General features: G+C 60.6%; 15 protein-coding genes. 1 reads left to right on the top strand and 14 read right to left on the bottom strand.

Annotation, left to right across the window (positions count from 1 at the left end):
- Window positions 1-2: 2 nt before the first annotated feature.
- From GF108_RS15010 to GF108_RS14970, 9 genes are all read right to left on the bottom strand, one after another.
- Window positions 3-296 carry an AzlD family protein gene (locus GF108_RS15010; RefSeq protein WP_027231884.1) on the bottom strand — a complete coding sequence of 98 codons (294 nt, stop codon included), beginning with the start codon at window positions 294-296 and terminating at the stop codon, window positions 3-5.
- A 1-nt stretch (window position 297) separates the two neighbouring features.
- On the bottom strand, window positions 298-1038 hold the full coding sequence (locus GF108_RS15005; RefSeq protein WP_153668671.1) for an AzlC family ABC transporter permease: 741 nt from the start codon (window positions 1036-1038) through the stop codon (window positions 298-300).
- Window positions 1039-1142: 104 nt separating this feature from the next.
- Window positions 1143-1862 carry a DUF2461 domain-containing protein gene (locus tag GF108_RS15000; protein ID WP_153668669.1) on the bottom strand — a complete coding sequence of 240 codons (720 nt, stop codon included), beginning with the start codon at window positions 1860-1862 and terminating at the stop codon, window positions 1143-1145.
- Window positions 1859-4003: an NAD-dependent DNA ligase LigA gene (gene ligA, locus GF108_RS14995; protein ID WP_153668667.1), complete on the bottom strand. Its 2145-nt coding sequence runs from the start codon at window positions 4001-4003 to the stop codon at window positions 1859-1861. The genes GF108_RS15000 and ligA overlap by 4 nt, the downstream gene beginning before the upstream one ends.
- A gap of 112 nt (window positions 4004-4115) precedes the next feature.
- Complete coding sequence (gene recN, locus GF108_RS14990) at window positions 4116-5795, bottom strand: DNA repair protein RecN (RefSeq protein ID WP_153668665.1); 1680 nt, start codon at window positions 5793-5795, stop codon at window positions 4116-4118.
- 18 nt (window positions 5796-5813) lie between these two features.
- Window positions 5814-6680 carry an outer membrane protein assembly factor BamD gene (locus GF108_RS14985; protein ID WP_091946539.1) on the bottom strand — a complete coding sequence of 289 codons (867 nt, stop codon included), beginning with the start codon at window positions 6678-6680 and terminating at the stop codon, window positions 5814-5816.
- 339 nt (window positions 6681-7019) lie between these two features.
- Entirely contained in the window at window positions 7020-8225 is a 1206-nt protein-coding gene (locus tag GF108_RS14980) for an MFS transporter (protein WP_153669484.1), read from the bottom strand.
- A gap of 148 nt (window positions 8226-8373) precedes the next feature.
- Window positions 8374-8946, bottom strand: a complete 573-nt coding sequence (locus GF108_RS14975; RefSeq protein ID WP_153668662.1) for a DUF4865 family protein — start codon at window positions 8944-8946, stop codon at window positions 8374-8376.
- A complete protein-coding gene (locus tag GF108_RS14970; protein ID WP_153668660.1) occupies window positions 8943-9353 on the bottom strand; it encodes a tautomerase family protein in 411 nt (136 codons plus the stop codon). The genes GF108_RS14975 and GF108_RS14970 overlap by 4 nt, the downstream gene beginning before the upstream one ends.
- Before the next feature lie 118 nt (window positions 9354-9471).
- On the opposite strand from GF108_RS14970, the gene GF108_RS14965 reads away from it, so the two are divergent.
- Window positions 9472-10365 (top strand): LysR substrate-binding domain-containing protein, encoded by an 894-nt coding sequence (locus GF108_RS14965; protein WP_153668658.1) that lies wholly within the window; start codon window positions 9472-9474, stop codon window positions 10363-10365.
- Window positions 10366-10502: 137 nt separating this feature from the next.
- Here the strand turns inward: GF108_RS14965 and lpxC are convergent, their stop codons facing one another.
- From lpxC to GF108_RS14940, 5 genes are all read right to left on the bottom strand, one after another.
- Window positions 10503-11444, bottom strand: a complete 942-nt coding sequence (lpxC, locus tag GF108_RS14960) for a UDP-3-O-acyl-N-acetylglucosamine deacetylase (RefSeq protein WP_153669482.1) — start codon at window positions 11442-11444, stop codon at window positions 10503-10505.
- A gap of 270 nt (window positions 11445-11714) precedes the next feature.
- The gene (gene ftsZ, locus GF108_RS14955; RefSeq protein ID WP_113282213.1) at window positions 11715-13409 is read right to left on the bottom strand and encodes a cell division protein FtsZ; all 1695 of its coding nucleotides are present in this window, start codon (window positions 13407-13409) and stop codon (window positions 11715-11717) included.
- A gap of 69 nt (window positions 13410-13478) precedes the next feature.
- Window positions 13479-14801 carry a cell division protein FtsA gene (gene ftsA / locus GF108_RS14950; RefSeq protein ID WP_027231896.1) on the bottom strand — a complete coding sequence of 441 codons (1323 nt, stop codon included), beginning with the start codon at window positions 14799-14801 and terminating at the stop codon, window positions 13479-13481.
- Complete coding sequence (locus GF108_RS14945; protein ID WP_370462180.1) at window positions 14798-15739, bottom strand: cell division protein FtsQ/DivIB; 942 nt, start codon at window positions 15737-15739, stop codon at window positions 14798-14800. Before GF108_RS14945 ends, ftsA begins: the two co-directional genes overlap by 4 nt.
- Window positions 15727-16653, bottom strand: coding sequence for a D-alanine--D-alanine ligase (locus tag GF108_RS14940; RefSeq protein ID WP_153668654.1), 927 nt, complete (start codon window positions 16651-16653; stop codon window positions 15727-15729). Before GF108_RS14940 ends, GF108_RS14945 begins: the two co-directional genes overlap by 13 nt.
- Window positions 16654-16774 lie beyond the last annotated feature (121 nt).

Genomic DNA, 16774 nt, shown 5'->3' with positions numbered 1-16774 from the left:
GCTCAGGAAAACTGGCGCAGCAGGATGATCATTGCTGCGCCGGCAAGAAACATCGTCAGGGCATTGAAGCGCAGCGAAACCAGCCCGGCAAATACGAGCGCAACCAGCCCGCGCCAATCGGCGGTGGCGATGGCGGGCGCGACAAGCGTCGTCAATACCGCCGCGGGAACGGCATTTAGGGCTACCTCGACACGCGGGTGAATGCGCTCAAAGCGCGAAAGCACGAGGTGCCCGCCGATACGGGTGAGGAATGTCAGGATCGCGCCGGCAACCGTAATCCAGAAGATCGACGACATCTCAGTCCTTCCCTTGCGCTTTTTCAGGTTTGGCGACGATGACGGCGACGAGGATGCCGGCGAGTGCGCCAATGCTCACATGCCAAGGCGAGCCGATGGTCTTGTAGGCGATGATCGATACGACGCCGCTGGCGATGACGATGGGGCCCCAGTTATCGCGCTTGCGGAACCCCATGACGAGACCGAGAAAATAGATCGGCAGCAGCATGTCGATGCCAAGCGCATGGGGATCTGAAATGAGATTGCCGAAGAGGCCGCCGATCCAGGCCTCCAGCACCCACATGACATAGATCGGCGTCGCGACGCCGAGGTACCAGATAAAGGTTACAGGCCTACCGGATTCAGCCCGCTTTTCGGTTTCCGCATATTGCGGATCGGTGAGCAGGAAATAGCTCAACAGGCCCTGCAGCGGCTTGAAATGGCCGATACGCCGTCCGACGGCTGCCGAATAGAGCACGTGCCGGAAATTGACCGCAAAGATCGAAAAGACGATCAGCCAGGCGGGAACATTATGGCCAAAAAGTTCGATGCCGACCATCTGGCTGGCGCCGCCGAAAATCGACGCGCTCATGAACACCGCTTCGCCGACAGTAAAACCGTTGTCGATGGCAAGGGCGCCGAACAGCAGCCCGAACGGCGCCGACGCGACCATGATAGGCAGGCCCTTTACAAAGCCTTCCCAAAACTGCGTGCGGGAACTCGTCTCGCCGGTGGCCGTCCGCTGATATATTTGTTCGTCCATCGCCGTGCTCTAGGCCATACGCGCGGGTGTGTCACGCGAGATTTGTTGATCGATAAGATCAATGTTGCTGCAGTGAACCCTGTCCGGCGCTCCTGCTGATACGTTTACAATGTAGCAACTTCAGTGACGAGCGTGCCCTCGATGGATCGACCCCAGTCGATCAACGGTCTGGATCGCAAGGCGAAATCAAAGAGATCATCGGCAAGCTCCGGCGCGGTAATCGCGCCAGGGTCGATCGCATGGCGCACGACGAAACTTCGGTTGCGCAGCGCTTCGATCAGATCCGCATCCGTCACATCGTCAAAGCCGCGCGGCGTTCGCTTCAGCCGGTCGCTGTCGCGCAATTCAAGGCCGTTCTTGCGCAGGGCCTCGACCATCGCACGGTATTTCTCCGGCTTCGTGACGATCGATTGGCGCATGGCGGTGAGGAGCTCGCCCTTTGGCTGCCACCAGGCCACCGCCGCATAGCAGCCGCGATAATCTTCAAGCCCGACGCAAACGTAAAAGCATCCGGTTTCGGTCCATTTACTGCCGTCCGGAGAAAGCAATGCCGAAAGATGCCGGTTATAGGGGCTCTTGTCCTTGGCGAAGCGCGTGTCGCGCTTTATCCGAAACTGCGACTTCTTGCGGTCGCCTTTAAACGGGAGGCCCGCCTTTTCGAAGCGGTCGATCAGGTCTTCGACGAGATCGCCGAGCGGTTCGTAGAGATGGGCCTCGAAAAGCTCCTTGTTTTCGAGGAACCATTCCCGATTCTGATGGAAATCCAGCGCTTTGAGGAAAGGCAACGCCTTGTCGCCAAAGCCCTTGAACAGCGGCTCGCTCATGCCCCCACCAACGTAAACCACGAATCCTCGTCAATGACTTCGATGCCGAGCGTTTGCGCCTGCGCGAGCTTGGAGCCGGCGCCTGGCCCGGCAACGACAAGATCGGTTTTCTTGGAGACGGACCCCGCAGTCTTCGCGCCGTAGCGTTCAGCCATCGCCTTCGCCTCGTCGCGCGACATGCGCTCGAGCGACCCAGTGAAGACGATCGTCTTGCCCGCCACGGGCGAGTCGTTGACTGTCTTCACTTCCTCGTCGAGCGGTGTCACTTCGGCAAGAAGCGCCGCAAGCGCCTCGCGATTATGTTCCTCCGCGTAAAAATCGACGAGCGCCTCGGCAACGATGCTGCCGATACCTTCGACGTCGTTGAGTTCGCGCCAGGCATCATTGCCCTTGTCGGATCTGTCCTTCGGCATCTCGGCCGCCATGGCTGTTTCGGCCAGCCGTGCATAGGAGCGGAAGGCTTTCGCCAGCCGCTTCGCATTGACTTCGCCGACATGGCGTATGCCAAGGCCGTAGATGAAGCGGCTCAATGACACTTCCCGCCTGTCGTCGATGGCGTCATAGAGCTTTTTGACCGACAGGGTGCCAAAGCCGTCGATATTTTCCAGCTTTGCCAACGAGTTGGCTTGCCGTTTTTTCAACGTGAAGATGTCGGCAGGCGTGCCGATATGAAGCGCGGGATCGTCCGATTTGAAGAAAAACTCGACCTGCTTTTCGCCAAGTCCCTCAATGTCGAACGCGTTGCGCGAGACGAAATGCCGTATCCGCTCCACGGCCTGGGCCGGGCAGATCAGCCCGCCGGTGCAGCGACGCACCGCCTCGCCTTCCTCGCGCACGGCATGCGAGCCGCAAGCCGGGCATTTGTCGGGAAAGACGTAGGGAGCCGATCCGCGCGGCTTGTCGGCCACGATATCGACGATCTGCGGAATGACGTCGCCGGCGCGTTGTACGACGACCGTATCGCCGATGCGCAAGTCCCTACCTTCCCTGATCGGCTGGCCGTTCTGACCAATACCCTTGATGTAATCTTCATTGTGCAGGGTGACGTTGGTGACGACAACGCCGCCTACCGTGACCGGCTCCAGCCGCGCAACCGGCGTCAGTGCACCAGTGCGTCCGACCTGGATATCGATGCCGCGCAATATGGTCATCGCCCGTTCCGCCGGGAACTTGTGAGCGATGGCCCAGCGCGGGCTGCGCGAAACGAAGCCAAGCCGCTGCTGCAGGGCAAGCTCGTCGACCTTGTACACCACCCCGTCGATGTCGTAGCCGAGAAGCGCGCGCTGTTCCTCGATCTCGTGGTAGTGCTTGACCAGCCCCTCCACCGTTTCGAAGCGCTGCATCAGCGGGTTGACGCGGAAACCATAGTCCTTGAAGGCCGCAACCATGCCCATCTGGGTCTTCGCCGGCATCTCGCTGATTTCGCCCCAGGCATAGGCAAAGAACTGCAGCGGGCGCGACGCCGTGATCGTGGCATCAAGCTGGCGCAGCGATCCTGCCGCGGCATTGCGCGGGTTGGCAAAGATTTGCTTGCCTTCCTTGGCCTGGCGTTCATTGAGTGCGGCGAAATCCGCATGGCTCATATAGACCTCGCCGCGCACCTCAAGCACCTCTGGCGGCTTGCCGCTGAGGACGTTCGGAATGCTCGCAACGGTACGGGCATTGAGCGTGACATTCTCGCCGGTCGCTCCGTCGCCGCGCGTCGCCGCCGTCACGAGCCGCCCGAGTTCGTAGCGCAGGGACAGCGACAGGCCATCGATCTTCGGCTCGGCAGTGATGGCTACCGGGGCGTCCGCACCAAGCTTGAGAAAGCGGCGGATACGGCCGACGAAATCCGCAACATCGCTGTCGGAAAAAGCATTGTCCAAGGACAGCATCGGGATGGCGTGCGTAACCTTGCCGAACTTTTCCGAAACGCTGGCGCCGACCTTGTTGGAGGGCGAGTCTTCGCGCTTCAGGTGCGGGAAGCGCTGCTCGATGGCAAGGTTGCGTCGGCGCAGGGCGTCATACTCGGCATCCGAGATGATCGGCGCGTCCTCCGTATTATAGCGATAGTCGTGCTGGGCGATCTCTGCCACCAGACGGCCAAGTTCCTCGGCCGCTTCCGGCTCAGTCAGTTTTTCTACGGGGGTGTCTGCCATGGCCTGTCCGACGCTGAATATACGGATTCGGACGGGAGATTAACCTAACATATACCGAAAAGCATCGTGCAATCTGCGCGTTGGCAGCGCAGCCGACACCTCCTGCCATAACTCAGGAAATGGCGGCGGCGTTCTCGCGCAAAAGCCGGACCGCCGCGGCGCGAGCCTCGTCGGTGACGCTGGCGCCAGCAAGCATACGGGCTATTTCCTCCTGCCGGTCGTTCGTTTCCATCGCCCGGATGGAAGTCGCAACCCGGTCATTTCCAGCTGCCGATTTCGCAATGAGAAAGTGTGTCTGTGCCCTCGCAGCCACCTGCGGCGCGTGCGTTACCGAAAGCACCTGCACCTGACCGGCAAGGCGACGCAGCCGTTGGCCGATCGCATCGGCAACAGCGCCGCCCACGCCCGTGTCGATTTCGTCAAAGACGAGCGTCGGGGCCGAACCACGATCGGCAAGCGCCACCTTGAGCGCCAGCAGAAAACGCGAAAGTTCGCCGCCGGACGCAACCTTCATCATGGGCCCGGCACGCGTGCCAGGGTTTGTCCGCACCCAATATTCGATCGTGTCGATGCCATCGGCGCTGCGGTTTGCCGGGTCCGTCTTGATTTCAACGATGAACTCGGCGCGTTCGAGCTTGAGCGCCGGCAGTTCGGCCATCACCGCCTGCTTGAGATGATCAGCGGTTTCGTGGCGATCGGCCGAAAGCACAGCCGCTGCTCGATCATAGGCATCGCGCGCTGCCGCTGCCTCGAGTTCCAGCGCGGCAAGCCGCTCGGCGCCTGCATCGATATCGGCCAGATCGGCATCCATCCGATCGCGCAGCGCGGCAAGATCGTCGACCGCGACAGAATATTTACGGGCAGCTGCACGCAGAGCAAAAAGTCGCTCCTCCGTCTGTTCGAGGACGCGCGGGTCAAAATCGATGGCACGAATGGCATGTTCGACGCCATTTTGCGCTTCGGCGAGCGCATTGAGCGCTTCATCGATCGCCTTGACGACCGGTTCGAGCAGTTGCGGCGCTTCGGGAACCTTGCGCTCGAGCCGGCGCACCAGGCTCGCCAGCGACGGCACCGGCGACCCATTGCCCGAAAGCACCTCATTGGCATCGTTGACGTCGCCCGCAATCTTTTCGGATCGCATCATATCCGTCCGCTTGATCGCCAGCGTCTCTTCTTCCTGCGGCTCGGGATCGAGCTTGGCGAGTTCTTCGACGGAGGCGCGCAAATAGTCGGCCTCGTGCGCGGCGGCCTCAACTTTGGCCCGGTGGCGCACGAGCGAATGCTCAGCGTCGCGCCATGCCTTGTGCAAATCGCGAACCAGCGCCGCCTTGACTTCCAGCGCCCCGAAGGCGTCGAGCAGCGTGCGATGAATGTCGATATCGACAAGAGCACGATCGTCGTGCTGTCCGTGAATTTCGACAAGCCGCTTCCCGAGCTCGCGCAGCAGGGTCACGCTTGCCGCCTGATCGTTGATGAACACACGGCTGCGACCGTCAGCAGTCTGGACGCGGCGCAGGATGATGTCGCCGTCGTCATCGATATCGTTGTCGCGCAGCAAGGCACGGGCCGGATGACCGCCTGTCACATCGAATACAGCCGTTACCTGGCCCTGGTCGGCACCATGGCGAACGAGCGAGGCGTCGCCGCGCGCTCCGAGAGCCAGCGACAGCGCATCGAGAAGGATGGATTTGCCGGCACCTGTCTCGCCGGTCAGCACCGACAGGCCATCGCGAAACTCGATGTCGAGCCGTTCAATCAGAACAATATCGCGGATCGACAAATGCGAAAGCATGGATCGCTCAGGTTAGGGTCAGACGCCGTCTTTACCACCAGTAATAGCCGCTGCGGCCTTGGAAAGCCACGATCCAGCGCTTTCGCGCGGCTGCAATCCACCGCTTTGCAAGAGCTTGTAGCTGTCCTTGTACCACTGGCTGTCCGGATAGTTCTGGCCGAGCACAGCGGCCGCGGCCTGTGCCTCGTTGGTTACGCCCAAGGCATAGTAAGCCTCGGTCAGCCGCGCCAAAGCTTCTTCAACGTGCCGGGTGTTCGAATATTGCTCGACCACGCCGCGGAAGCGCTTGATGGCGGCGACATAATCCTTCCGCTCCAGATAGTAGCGGCCCACCTGCATTTCCTTGCCGGCGAGCTGGTCGCGGCCGAAGCGGATCTTGGCACGCGAATCTTCGACATATTCGGAATCCGGGAAACGCTCGACCACCTCGTTGAAGGCGGCAATGGAACGGCGCGTCATGCTCTGTTCGCGCGTCACGTCCGGGATCTGCCGATAATAGGCAAGGCCGGTGATGTAATAGGCGTAAGCCGCTTCCGGCTGGTTCGGATAGAGCGCGATGTAGCGCTTGGTCATGTTGACCGCTTCGTCATACTTGCCGGCGCGGTAATTGGCGAAGGCGCCCATGACCAGCGACTTGCGCGCAAATTCCGAATAGGGATGCTGGCGGTCGACCGCGTCGAACTTCTTGGCGGCCTCGTCGAGACGTCCGGAATTCAGATTGGCGAGCGCCTGATTGTAAAGAACGTCGGCGGGCTCGATCGTGTCGACATAGGCGTTGAGATCGATATCGTCATCCTTGGATGCACAACCTGTAATTGCCAATGCGCCGGCGATCGGAACAAGGAGAAGGGTCAGTCTGGCCTTGCCGCCAAACCGCTTATTCATCGACATTCTGCAGTTCGCCATGCTCTCTCCGGCCCCACACATAATTCAAGAGCATCACTCGCAAACCTGTTGGCCACGCTTGCGACTCATGCTCAAACAAAGTCAATCTTACCGTCGGTTGGGCGTTCATAAACCACAAGCCGAAAGAATCAGCAATCTTATTGCCATCCAATCGTCCAATTTTGTGGCGGAGCTCAAAAAGGTGGCGGAATAAGCAAGCAAGATTACTTCCGAAACCGGATAATATGCTTCAAATCATAAGGTTGAGGCAATTGTTGAATGCAGGTTCCGCAAAGCCTTGAAGCCGGCGATTTCACCGCTCCGCCATCTCATGAATGCTCAAGGCGACTCTGCAGGCGCTTTCGGCCCACGTGCTCGCGATCTTGGGCTGTCCGGCGCAATAGAGGTTCTTGTGGCAAGAAACAGGAGAAGCGCCAGCACCGCTACGCCGCCATGCACCCAATAGGCCAGGGCGTAACCGCCTATTTGAGTGAGCCAGCCGGCGACCGCATTGCTGAGGGAAGCGCCGACGCCCTGTACTGTCATGACTGCGGCAAGGCCGACATTGAAGCGTCCGGTTCCCGACAGAATCCGTTCCGCGGCGATCGGCGTCGCAATGCCGATCAGACCTGCGCCAACGCCGTCTAGGATCTGGACAGGGAAGATCGATACAAAACTTGTCAGCGTTCCGGCAATCGCGCCCCGTATGGGCAGCGCGGCAAGGGCGATAATGAACACGGAAGCGAGGCCAAAGCGCCTGATCAACATTGGCGCGGCGAGCGCGGCAACGATCATTGCCAGTTGCGCAACCCCTATCGTAATCGCCGTCGTCCGGAACGGCGTCCCAAGCTGGACCGAAAAATTCTGCGCTATCAACCGGGTGATGGGTGCATTGCCAAAATGGAAAATCAGCAGCGTCACGGCAAGAAAAATCAAGCCCTTATTGTCGAAGAGCACGGCAAACCCGGATGGCCCGTTGTCATTGTCGCGTTCGGGAACAAGGCCGCGCGCGACGTCATTGTCGATTTCATCCGGGTCGATTGCCAGTACGGCAACGATGCTGGCGACGGCGGTGATCAGCATGAGAACGACCACGCCACTTTCACCGAACATAAGGATGGCCCCGAATGTCCCGGCCATGGAAACGACATTTCCGGCGTGGTTCCAGAATTCATTGCTGGCCACCTGTCCCGGAAACTTCTTCTCGCCCACGAGGCCAAGCGTGAGGCCCATGAGCGCCGGGCCGATAATCGCTCCGACAACAGCGGTCGCGGACTGCCCACCGAACACCGACAGGTTGGCGGGGCTGACAAGTGTCCAAAGCGCACCGGCATTGACCAGCACGACAGGCACAATGATCAGCAGGCGCTTGTGCCGCGACGCGTCCACCATGGCTCCGAATAATGGGGTAGCTACCATTCCGAGTATGCCGCCGAGCATCGCTATGAAGCCGAGCGTTACCGGCGACCATCCGCGCGTTGCCAGAAAGCCGTCGAGAAACGGACCAAGCCCATCGCGCGCATCAGCCAAGAAGAAATTCAGCATGGCGAGTGCAATGAGCGAACGGCTGGTTAGCGATGTCTTTAGTTCCGAATTCACGACCGGCTCCACGAGGTCGGTCGCGCTGGACCTGCGGATGCCGACAACGTTACTCGTTGCATGGACATACGGCTGTTAATAGCCCTACGAAAGTCTAATCGGCTTGTGCCTCTCCCGGAATGGAAATGTGCCCGACATCGAACGTCGCTATCCCCTCACCTTGTCTAGCTGAATTTCTCTCGCCCCATAGCTGAAAGCGCACGCGCGTCCAGGTCGTCGGCTCGAAAGCAGAAATCGACGCCAGCGCGCCATTCTGCTCGACATCTTCGAACACTTCAGCGCTCTCGCGCCTGCGCAAATCCGCAAGCGGCGCATAGGCCGGCGTTTCGCGAAGTTGACGCGTTGCTGCGACTGCATCCCGGATGTTACGCGCGATCTGCGCCTCCCAGACAAACCATGTCCGGACTGTCGGCCAGCCGAACGACTGCGTCAGGTTGGCGAAACCATCGCCGCAGATGAAGTCCGTCAGGCCGCATTCATCGTCCCAGACGTAGAATGGCGCGTAGAGATTTTCGGTATTTCTGCTGCCTTTGCGCGCCGTCAGGTAGGCTTTGAACTTAAGGCCGGGCAGGCTATCGAGAAGCGGTCCCTTTTCGGCGATCCGTCTGTCGATGATCGACATGTCGTAGTCGGCAGGCAGCGTGAAGCTATATTGCATGGCGATCATGTCCGGGCCTCCTCGACGGCAGCGCCATCCAGCATCTGCGTTTCGCCGTTGCTGAACGACCACTCGTCCCGGCTCGATGTGCTGACGATGATCATGACGTCCTCGGGTCTTACCCCCGGGGACTCTGCGAGCAATGCCGCGAGCCGCTTGTAGAACGCTCTCTTGGTCGCCGTGTCCCGTGGCTTGCCGGTAGTGATGGTAAAGACGACAAAATCGTCCGAGCGCGGCCCGCCGAAATAGGTGCGGTCGAATATGAGTTCGCCGGGGCGCAACTGGTGGATCGCCTGAAATCGATCCGCCGCCGGCACGTCGAATGTTTCCACCATCGCCTGATGCAGGCTGTCGGAAAGCCCCTTCAAATACTCCGGCGACTTTCCCTCCAGCAGTGTGATCCGAGTGAATGGCATCGTTATCGTCCTTTGATTCTTGTGCAACTTTGCTTGACGCAGCGACTATACGCCCTCATCATAATCCTTAAACTTGGAATAATGTGGATAATTCATCCTAAAATACAGGATAGTTAAAATGCGGCAGATCGCACTGGATCTCGAGGTGCTAAGGACATTCGTCGCTGGCGTCGAGCTTGGCAGCTTCGCAAAGGCTGCTGACAAGCTTGGGCGCTCAACCTCTGCGGTCAGTTCGCAATTGAGAAAATTGGAGCAGCAGGCCGGCACGGATATCTTCATCAAGCACGGTCGGGGCCTTGCATTGACGGATGCCGGAGAAACCATGCTGGCTTACGCCCGCCGCCTGCTCGATCTCAATGACGAGGCTATTGTAGCGATCCATGGCAGCGAACTCGAAGGCTGGGTGCGGCTTGGCCTGCAAGAGGATTTCGGCGAGACCATTTTGCCGCAGGTGCTGGGCCAGTTTGCACGCGCCCATCCAAAGGTTCGCATCGAAGCCCGTGTCGCACGCAACGCCGAATTGATCGATCGCGTCACCTCCGGGAAACTCGATCTCGCGCTCGCCTGGAGCGACGGGGCGGTTACGCCCTATTGCGAGCGCATTGCCGAGGTGCCGATGTGCTGGGTAGGTCCGGCCAATGCGTCAATTGAACGGCTGGCGGTTGCTGGCGAGCCTCTGCCCTTGGCCTGCCTTGAAGCGCCCTGCCTGCTGCGCACTGCCGCCACCAACGCCCTCGATCATGCCGGCATCGCCTGGCGCCTCGCCTTTACCAGCCCGAGCCTTGCCGGCCTGTGGGCGGCAACGGCGGCAGGACTGGGCGTAACTGTTCGAACACCCGTCGGACTGCCGGCCAGCGTCCAGCCTCTGGCGCCAGTTGAAAGCGGCCTTCCCGGGCTGCCCTCGCTCAGTCTCCTCTTGCATCGCGCACAAGCGCATGCCGAACCGGCAACCCTTCGCCTCGCCTCGATCATGACCGAGGCGGTGCGCAGCGCTGTATCTGTCGAACGATAGGAGCAAACCCCAGGGTGAGAATATCGTCCCAGCGGCCGTGCTGGTGGTAGTCCGCCGTCCGACGACCGAATCCGACGAGCAATAGAAACGCTGTTTCTGCGTGGCGACGCCGGCGCAGCCGGTTTCAATTCATCGGACTACAGCACCCAGGGTGCGAATACCGGCGCGTTGACCGCGACAAGCGTCGCCCCGCGCGATTGGCTGCGCTTTCCGGCCATTTCCACGATCTCGAAAGCCGATTGATCCGACAGAAGCGCGCGCAGCATAGCCGCATTGAGCCTGTGACCGCCCCGATAGGAACGGAAACAACCGATGAACGGGGCACCCGCAAGCGCAAGGTCGCCGATGGCATCGAGCGTCTTGTGACGCACGAATTCATCCTTGTAGCGCAGGCCGCCCGGATTGATCACCGAATTGTCGTCGCCGATGACGAGCGAATTGTCGAGCGAGGAACCGAGCGCCAGACCGGCGGCCCAGAGCTTTTCGACATCGCGCATGAACCCGAAGGTGCGCGCCCGTGCGATCTCCTTGCGGAAGGTCTTCTCGTCCATGTCGGCGGCAAATTTCTGGCGGCCGATAACCGGCGTCTCGAAATCGATCTCAACCTCGTAGCGCGTGCCGTCATGGGGCCGAAACTCGGCCCAGGAAGCGCCCGACTCGATCCGCGTCGGCTTGAGAATGCGGATGAAACGGCGCTTGGCCGCCTGGCGCACAAATCCGGCCTCTTCGAAGGCATCGAAAAAGGCGAGCGACGTCCCGTCGAGGATCGGCACTTCCGGCCCATCGATTTCGATGGTCATGTTGTCGATGCCCGCGCCGGCAATCGCAGCCATGACATGCTCGACAGTGCTGATGGTGAGACCGGCGCTATTCGTCAGTGTCGTCGAAAGATCGGTCGTCCCGACTTGCGACACCAGCGCCTTGATCGGGTGCGCATCGCCCTTGCCGTCCACCCGGTGGAACACGATGCCGGTATCTGGATCGGCGGGCAGGAAGGTCAGGCTGACGGGGGCGCCGCTATGAACGCCCGCTCCCGAAAGCGTGATGCGTCCTGCAATCGTCGTCTGGAAATCGCGCATTGAACCCCTTGCCTGTGAACTTGCCGGATCGATATCCGGTCTGGACATCTGACTGACGCGCAGCGTTGCCGCGGAATCAACCACCCTGTCATATTGCAGCGCAAGATACAGATGGCGCCTTGCGAAGCAAAATCACGGTTTCGGGACATTTGTAACGAAACCGCCATGCGTGCAGCTAAGTCGTTTTCATGCCAATTCAATGGTTTTAAAGAGAAATTCCGCCACGATTTGAGTGGCGGAATTCATATTCTTTAATAATCCGTGATCGGATCAGTTGGCCTGCCGGCGCAGGAAGGCCGGGATTTCCAACTGGTCGTCTTCGGAAGCCTGACGCGACTGCGGCTGGACGCGGCCCTGATCGTCGAGCTGTCCACGGCGTGGCGCGTAGATCGACGCATCCTGTGACAGCGGGCGGCGCGGCTCGGCCGGGCGCATTGCCGGTTCGCGCGGCTGCGCCGGCTCGAGGCGTGCGGTCTCGTCTTCGCGGCGGGTCAGGCCAGCGGTTAGGCGCTTGAGGAGGCCCATCGGTCCGCGGTCTTCCTGCGGTTCGTAAGCGGCCTGCTCGCGGCCATGATCGCGCGACGCCATATCCCGTGCGCTGAGTTCCGCCTGAACGACAGGCGGGAAATCGGCGACGTTGGGCATGCGTGGCGCAGCAGGCTGCAAGGGTGCGGCCTGCATTTGCGGCTGCGGTGCCGGCTGATGCACGGGCTGAACCGGTGCGGCAGCGATCGGTGCATCGAAGACTTCCGGTGCAGGAGCCTGGAAGATCCGGCTTTGCGGACGGAACTCCTGCTCGATTGGCTGCGGTGCGCGCTGCGGAACGTCGTGTTCGGCGGCGCGGATCACATCGGCGACCGGATCGGCGGTGCGGGCGGCCGGCTGCTGTACAACCGGACGGGTCACGGTCTCGACCCGTGCCGCCGGCTGCGGCGCGGGCTTCGCCACAGGCTTCATGGGCTGGCGAAATTCGATCGGCGCAGGCGCCGATTCCCCAACCTGCTTGTCGATGCCGGTAGCGACGACCGAAACGCGGATGATGCCTTCGAGGCTTTCATCGAATGTGGCACCGAGGATGATGTTGGCATCCTGGTCGACTTCTTCGCGGATACGCGTTGCAGCCTCGTCCACCTCGAACAGCGTCATGTCGCGGCCGCCGGTGATCGAGATCAGGAGGCCCTTGGCGCCGCGCATCGAGGTTTCGTCGAGGAGCGGGTTGGCGATCGCAGCTTCCGCGGCAGCCATTGCGCGGCCATCGCCCGAAGCTTCACCGGTGCCCATCATGGCCTTGCCCATCTCGCGCATCACCGAGCGAACGTCGGCGAAATCGAGATTGATGAGGCCTTCCTTGACCATGAGGTCGGTAATGCAGGCAACGCCCGAATAGAGGACCTGGTCGGCCATCGCGAAGGCATCGGCAAAGGTCGTCTTGTCATTGGCGATGCGGAAGAGATTCTGGTTCGGAATGACGATGAGCGTATCGACATTCTTCTGCAGGTCGGCAATGCCCATGTCGGCGGTGCGCATGCGGCGCTGGCCTTCGAAATGGAATGGCTTGGTGACGACGCCGACGGTGAGGATGCCCTTTTCGCGCGCCGCGCGGGCAACGACCGGAGCAGCGCCCGTACCCGTACCGCCGCCCATACCGGCGGTGACGAAGCACATATGGGTGCCCGACAGATGATCAATGATCTCGTCGATGCACTCTTCGGCGGCTGCGCGGCCGACTTCCGGCTGCGATCCAGCGCCGAGGCCTTCGGTAACGGCAGCGCCCAGCTGAATGAGGCGTTCCGCCTTTGATTGCGACAGCGCCTGTGCGTCGGTATTGGCCACAACAAACTCAACACCGCGCAAGCCGGCATTGATCATGTTATTGACCGCATTGCCACCGCCACCGCCAACACCGAACACGGTGATGCGGGGCTTAAGCTCGGTAATATCCGGCTTTTGCAGATTGATGCTCATGTGTCTCGTTCCTTTTCGTCCTTACCGCCTCGCCGCTGCGGCATTTTCTTTTTGGGTTTCCCCGATTGATCAAAAACTCTCTCTCAGCCACTGGCCGATACGCTGAAAACGCCCACCTGTACCTGTCATCAGCGATGATGAACCGGCCTTTACAGAACGCTCTTCGATGCCTGCTACCTGCGGATAGATCAAAAGACCGACCGCTGCGGAGAAGGCCGGACCCTTGGCTGCTTCGGGAAGCCCCGTAACGCCGAGAGGACGACCTATGCGCACATTGCGAGCCAGGATGCGGCGGGCGACTTCCGGCAGCCCTGCCAACTGACTGGCTCCACCTGTAAGTACGACGCGCTTGCCGACGATCTGCCCATAACCGGACTGATTGAGACGGTCGCGCGCAAGCTCCAGCGTCTCCTCGACGCGGGCGCGGATGATGCGCGTGAGCACGGCACGCGGATATTGGTTGGGGACATCCCGCGCATCGTTGCCGAGCGGCGACACGCTGATGAGATCGCGATCGTCGGCCGCGCTCGGCAGGGCCGAACCGTGCATGACCTTCAGCCGCTCGGCATCGTCCATATGCGCGGAGAGGCCGCGTGCGACGTCCATCGTCACGTGATTGCCGCCGATGGCGATGGCATCGGCATGAATGAACTTGCCCTCAGAGAAGACGGAGATGGTGGTCGTGCCCCCACCCATGTCGATGCAGGCGGCACCCATCTCCGCTTCGTCGTCGACGAGAGCCGAAAGGCCGCTGGCATAGGGTGTTGCGATCATCGCCTCAACCGAGAGGTGGCAGCGATTGACACAAAGCTCGAGGTTGCGCAGCGGAGCGGCATCAGCCGTCAGCACATGCATATCGACACCGAGCGTATCGCCGATCATGCCGAGCGGATCGCGGATGCCGCGCTCGCCATCGAGACCGTAGGCAACCGGCAGGGAGTGGACGAGATGCCGTTCGGTGGCAAGCGCCTGCTTGGCGCCGGCGGCAAGAACGCGGCGGATGTCGGCCTGGTCGACTTCATGGCCACCGAGATTGATGCTGGCGGAGAACGTCTCGCTCTTGAGCCGTCCGGATGAAATATTGACGATCATCGAGTCGACCGTGAGCCCTGCCATGCGCTCCGCCGCATCGACGGCAAGGCGGATCGCCTGTTCGGCCGCATCAAGATTGACGATGACGCCGGACTTGATGCCGCGCGATTTCTGGTGACCGATGCCGAGCACTTCTATGCGATGGGTTCGGCCAGGCAGAAGCGCGCTTTCCTCACGCGGACGCAACCGCGCAATGATGCAGCAGACCTTGCTTGAGCCGATGTCGAGAACCGTCAAGGAGCGCGTCCGCTTGGCGGATGGCGCTCCATTCGAGGTGCTCTTTCCGTTCAGAATACTCATACACGCTTCTCCGAACGCTTTGGCGCCTTGTCCCGCGCCTTCAAATACTCAACACGCTGCATCATCGCGTCAGGCGTCAGCCGCACGACCACGCGGTCTGTCAAACGCATGTCCACCGAGGCGATGTCGCGCGACAGGATGCCGGACTTGTTGTCCATATCGACGATGTCGGCGAGCGCCTGCTTGATCTGCCCCTCGGGCAGCATCACCGTCACGCCATTCTTCAGGAACAGGTCCCAGCGACGATCGCCAACACGCGCATAGGCTTTTGCCTCAGCTGCGATCTGCGGGAACGCCGCCATCTGCGCGAACAGCAGCTTCGCCTGCTTTTCGGCGCCGACACCGATAACCAGCGGCAGCGTGGCACTGCGTCCGCCCGTATAGGGAACGATCACGCGGCCATCCGCATCGATCACCGAAAGCTCGGAGCCGTTTTGCCAGACCGCCAGCGCGGTGCGCTCGTGGATCGAGATCTGGATTGTGTTGGGATAGACCTTGAAAACATCGACGGATTCGACCCAGGGCAGCGTCGCAACCGCCTTTTGCGCATCCGCCGCGCTCAGCCCCACCAGCGAAGTCTCACCGTCGAGCCCGAGCGCACCTAGGACATCGATCTCCGAGGTTTCGCTGTTGCCGACGACCTTCACGTCCTCGATGGCAAAGCCGAAGGTCGAAGTCGTTACTTTCACGACCTCCGGGGCATGCCCGCCGAGGATCGCGCCATAGGCGCCGGTCAAGGCAAAGAAGGCAACCGCGCCGATGGTGCCAACATGATTGGGGATCGTGAGTTCACCCTCGACGAGGCGCGAGAAGACGCGGACCGGCTTGCGCAGGAATTTCGGCAGGACGACGCGAAAGCGGCCAAAGCCCGCCGTGCGGTCCGAACCGACCGTCACTGCAGCGCGCGGATGCGCATTTTTAGCCTTCAACGCAAACACGATGCGTCCTCCACCATCCAACTCAACAATTCACCGAAGGTATGCCCCGCAGCTTTGGCGATATCCGGTACAAGGGATGTTGGCGTCATGCCGGGCTGGGTATTCACTTCCAGCCAGATAAGCTCGCCATCTTCGGAAAAACGGTCGTCATAACGGAAGTCCGACCGGCTAATTCCTTTACATCCAATTGCCTGATGCGCCTTGAGTGCCAGTGTTTGTACTTTTTGGTAAATTTTTAGTGAAATTTTAGCCGGCACCACATGATTTGATCCGCCAGCAACGTATTTTGAATCATAATCGTAGAACTGGTGGCCAACGGGGATGATTTCGCACACGCCGATGGCGACGTCGCCCATGACAGCGCAGGTCAATTCGCGGCCGTGAATGTAGCGTTCGACCATGACCGTATCGCCATATTTCCAGTCCGGCGATGTGATGACCTGCGGCGGATGCGACTGATCCTCCTTGACGATAACGACGCCAAAGCTCGAACCTTCATTGACCGGCTTAACGACATAGGGCGGCTTCATCGGATGGGCCGACGTGAAGTCGAACCGGTTCATCACCTTCGCTTCCGCGACAGGCACGCCGGCCGCCTTGGCAACGATTTTCGCCTGCTGCTTGTCCATGGCAAGCGCCGAGGCCAGCACGCCGGAATGGGTATAGGGAATTTCAAGAAATTCGAGGATGCCCTGGATCGTACCGTCCTCGCCGAAGGGGCCGTGCAGGGCATTAAAGGCGACGTCGGGCCGAAGTTCGTTCAGGACGCTGGCGATGTTGCGGTCGACGTCGACGCGGGTGACGGCATAGCCTTCGGCCTCCAAAGCATCGGCGCAGGAATTGCCGGACGAAAGGCTCACCGGACGCTCCGATGAAAAGCCGCCCATCAGCACTGCAACATGCTTTTTCGCCATCAAGGCATCCCCTCGAATTTCCCCATCAACGCGAAAAAGACATGAGTCCGGGCACGTCCGGCGGCCGGGACCGCAGACACCCAAGGCTGGCAAAAAAAAGCAGCCGACTCAAATCAGTTAA

The organism is Phyllobacterium sp. SYP-B3895 (genome assembly GCF_009647635.1).
Classification (GTDB): domain Bacteria; phylum Pseudomonadota; class Alphaproteobacteria; order Rhizobiales; family Rhizobiaceae; genus Phyllobacterium; species Phyllobacterium pellucidum.
This window is presented reverse-complemented; position numbering and strand designations above follow the sequence as displayed.

Excerpts from the sequence above, each read along its gene's own strand:
- GF108_RS15010 (WP_027231884.1), bottom strand. The coding sequence starts at position 296 with ATGTCGTCGATCTTCTGGATTACGGTTGCCGGCGCGATCCTGACATTC.
- GF108_RS15005 (WP_153668671.1), bottom strand. The coding sequence starts at position 1,038 with ATGGACGAACAAATATATCAGCGGACGGCCACCGGCGAGACGAGTTCC.
- GF108_RS15000 (WP_153668669.1), bottom strand. The coding sequence starts at position 1,862 with ATGAGCGAGCCGCTGTTCAAGGGCTTTGGCGACAAGGCGTTGCCTTTC.
- ligA (WP_153668667.1), bottom strand. The coding sequence starts at position 4,003 with ATGGCAGACACCCCCGTAGAAAAACTGACTGAGCCGGAAGCGGCCGAG.
- recN (WP_153668665.1), bottom strand. The coding sequence starts at position 5,795 with ATGCTTTCGCATTTGTCGATCCGCGATATTGTTCTGATTGAACGGCTC.
- GF108_RS14985 (WP_091946539.1), bottom strand. The coding sequence starts at position 6,680 with ATGAATAAGCGGTTTGGCGGCAAGGCCAGACTGACCCTTCTCCTTGTT.
- GF108_RS14980 (WP_153669484.1), bottom strand. The coding sequence starts at position 8,225 with ATGCTGAATTTCTTCTTGGCTGATGCGCGCGATGGGCTTGGTCCGTTT.
- GF108_RS14975 (WP_153668662.1), bottom strand. The coding sequence starts at position 8,946 with ATGATCGCCATGCAATATAGCTTCACGCTGCCTGCCGACTACGACATG.
- GF108_RS14970 (WP_153668660.1), bottom strand. The coding sequence starts at position 9,353 with ATGCCATTCACTCGGATCACACTGCTGGAGGGAAAGTCGCCGGAGTAT.
- GF108_RS14965 (WP_153668658.1), top strand. The coding sequence starts at position 9,472 with ATGCGGCAGATCGCACTGGATCTCGAGGTGCTAAGGACATTCGTCGCT.
- lpxC (WP_153669482.1), bottom strand. The coding sequence starts at position 11,444 with ATGCGCGATTTCCAGACGACGATTGCAGGACGCATCACGCTTTCGGGA.
- ftsZ (WP_113282213.1), bottom strand. The coding sequence starts at position 13,409 with ATGAGCATCAATCTGCAAAAGCCGGATATTACCGAGCTTAAGCCCCGC.
- ftsA (WP_027231896.1), bottom strand. The coding sequence starts at position 14,801 with ATGAGTATTCTGAACGGAAAGAGCACCTCGAATGGAGCGCCATCCGCC.
- GF108_RS14940 (WP_153668654.1), bottom strand. The coding sequence starts at position 16,653 with ATGGCGAAAAAGCATGTTGCAGTGCTGATGGGCGGCTTTTCATCGGAG.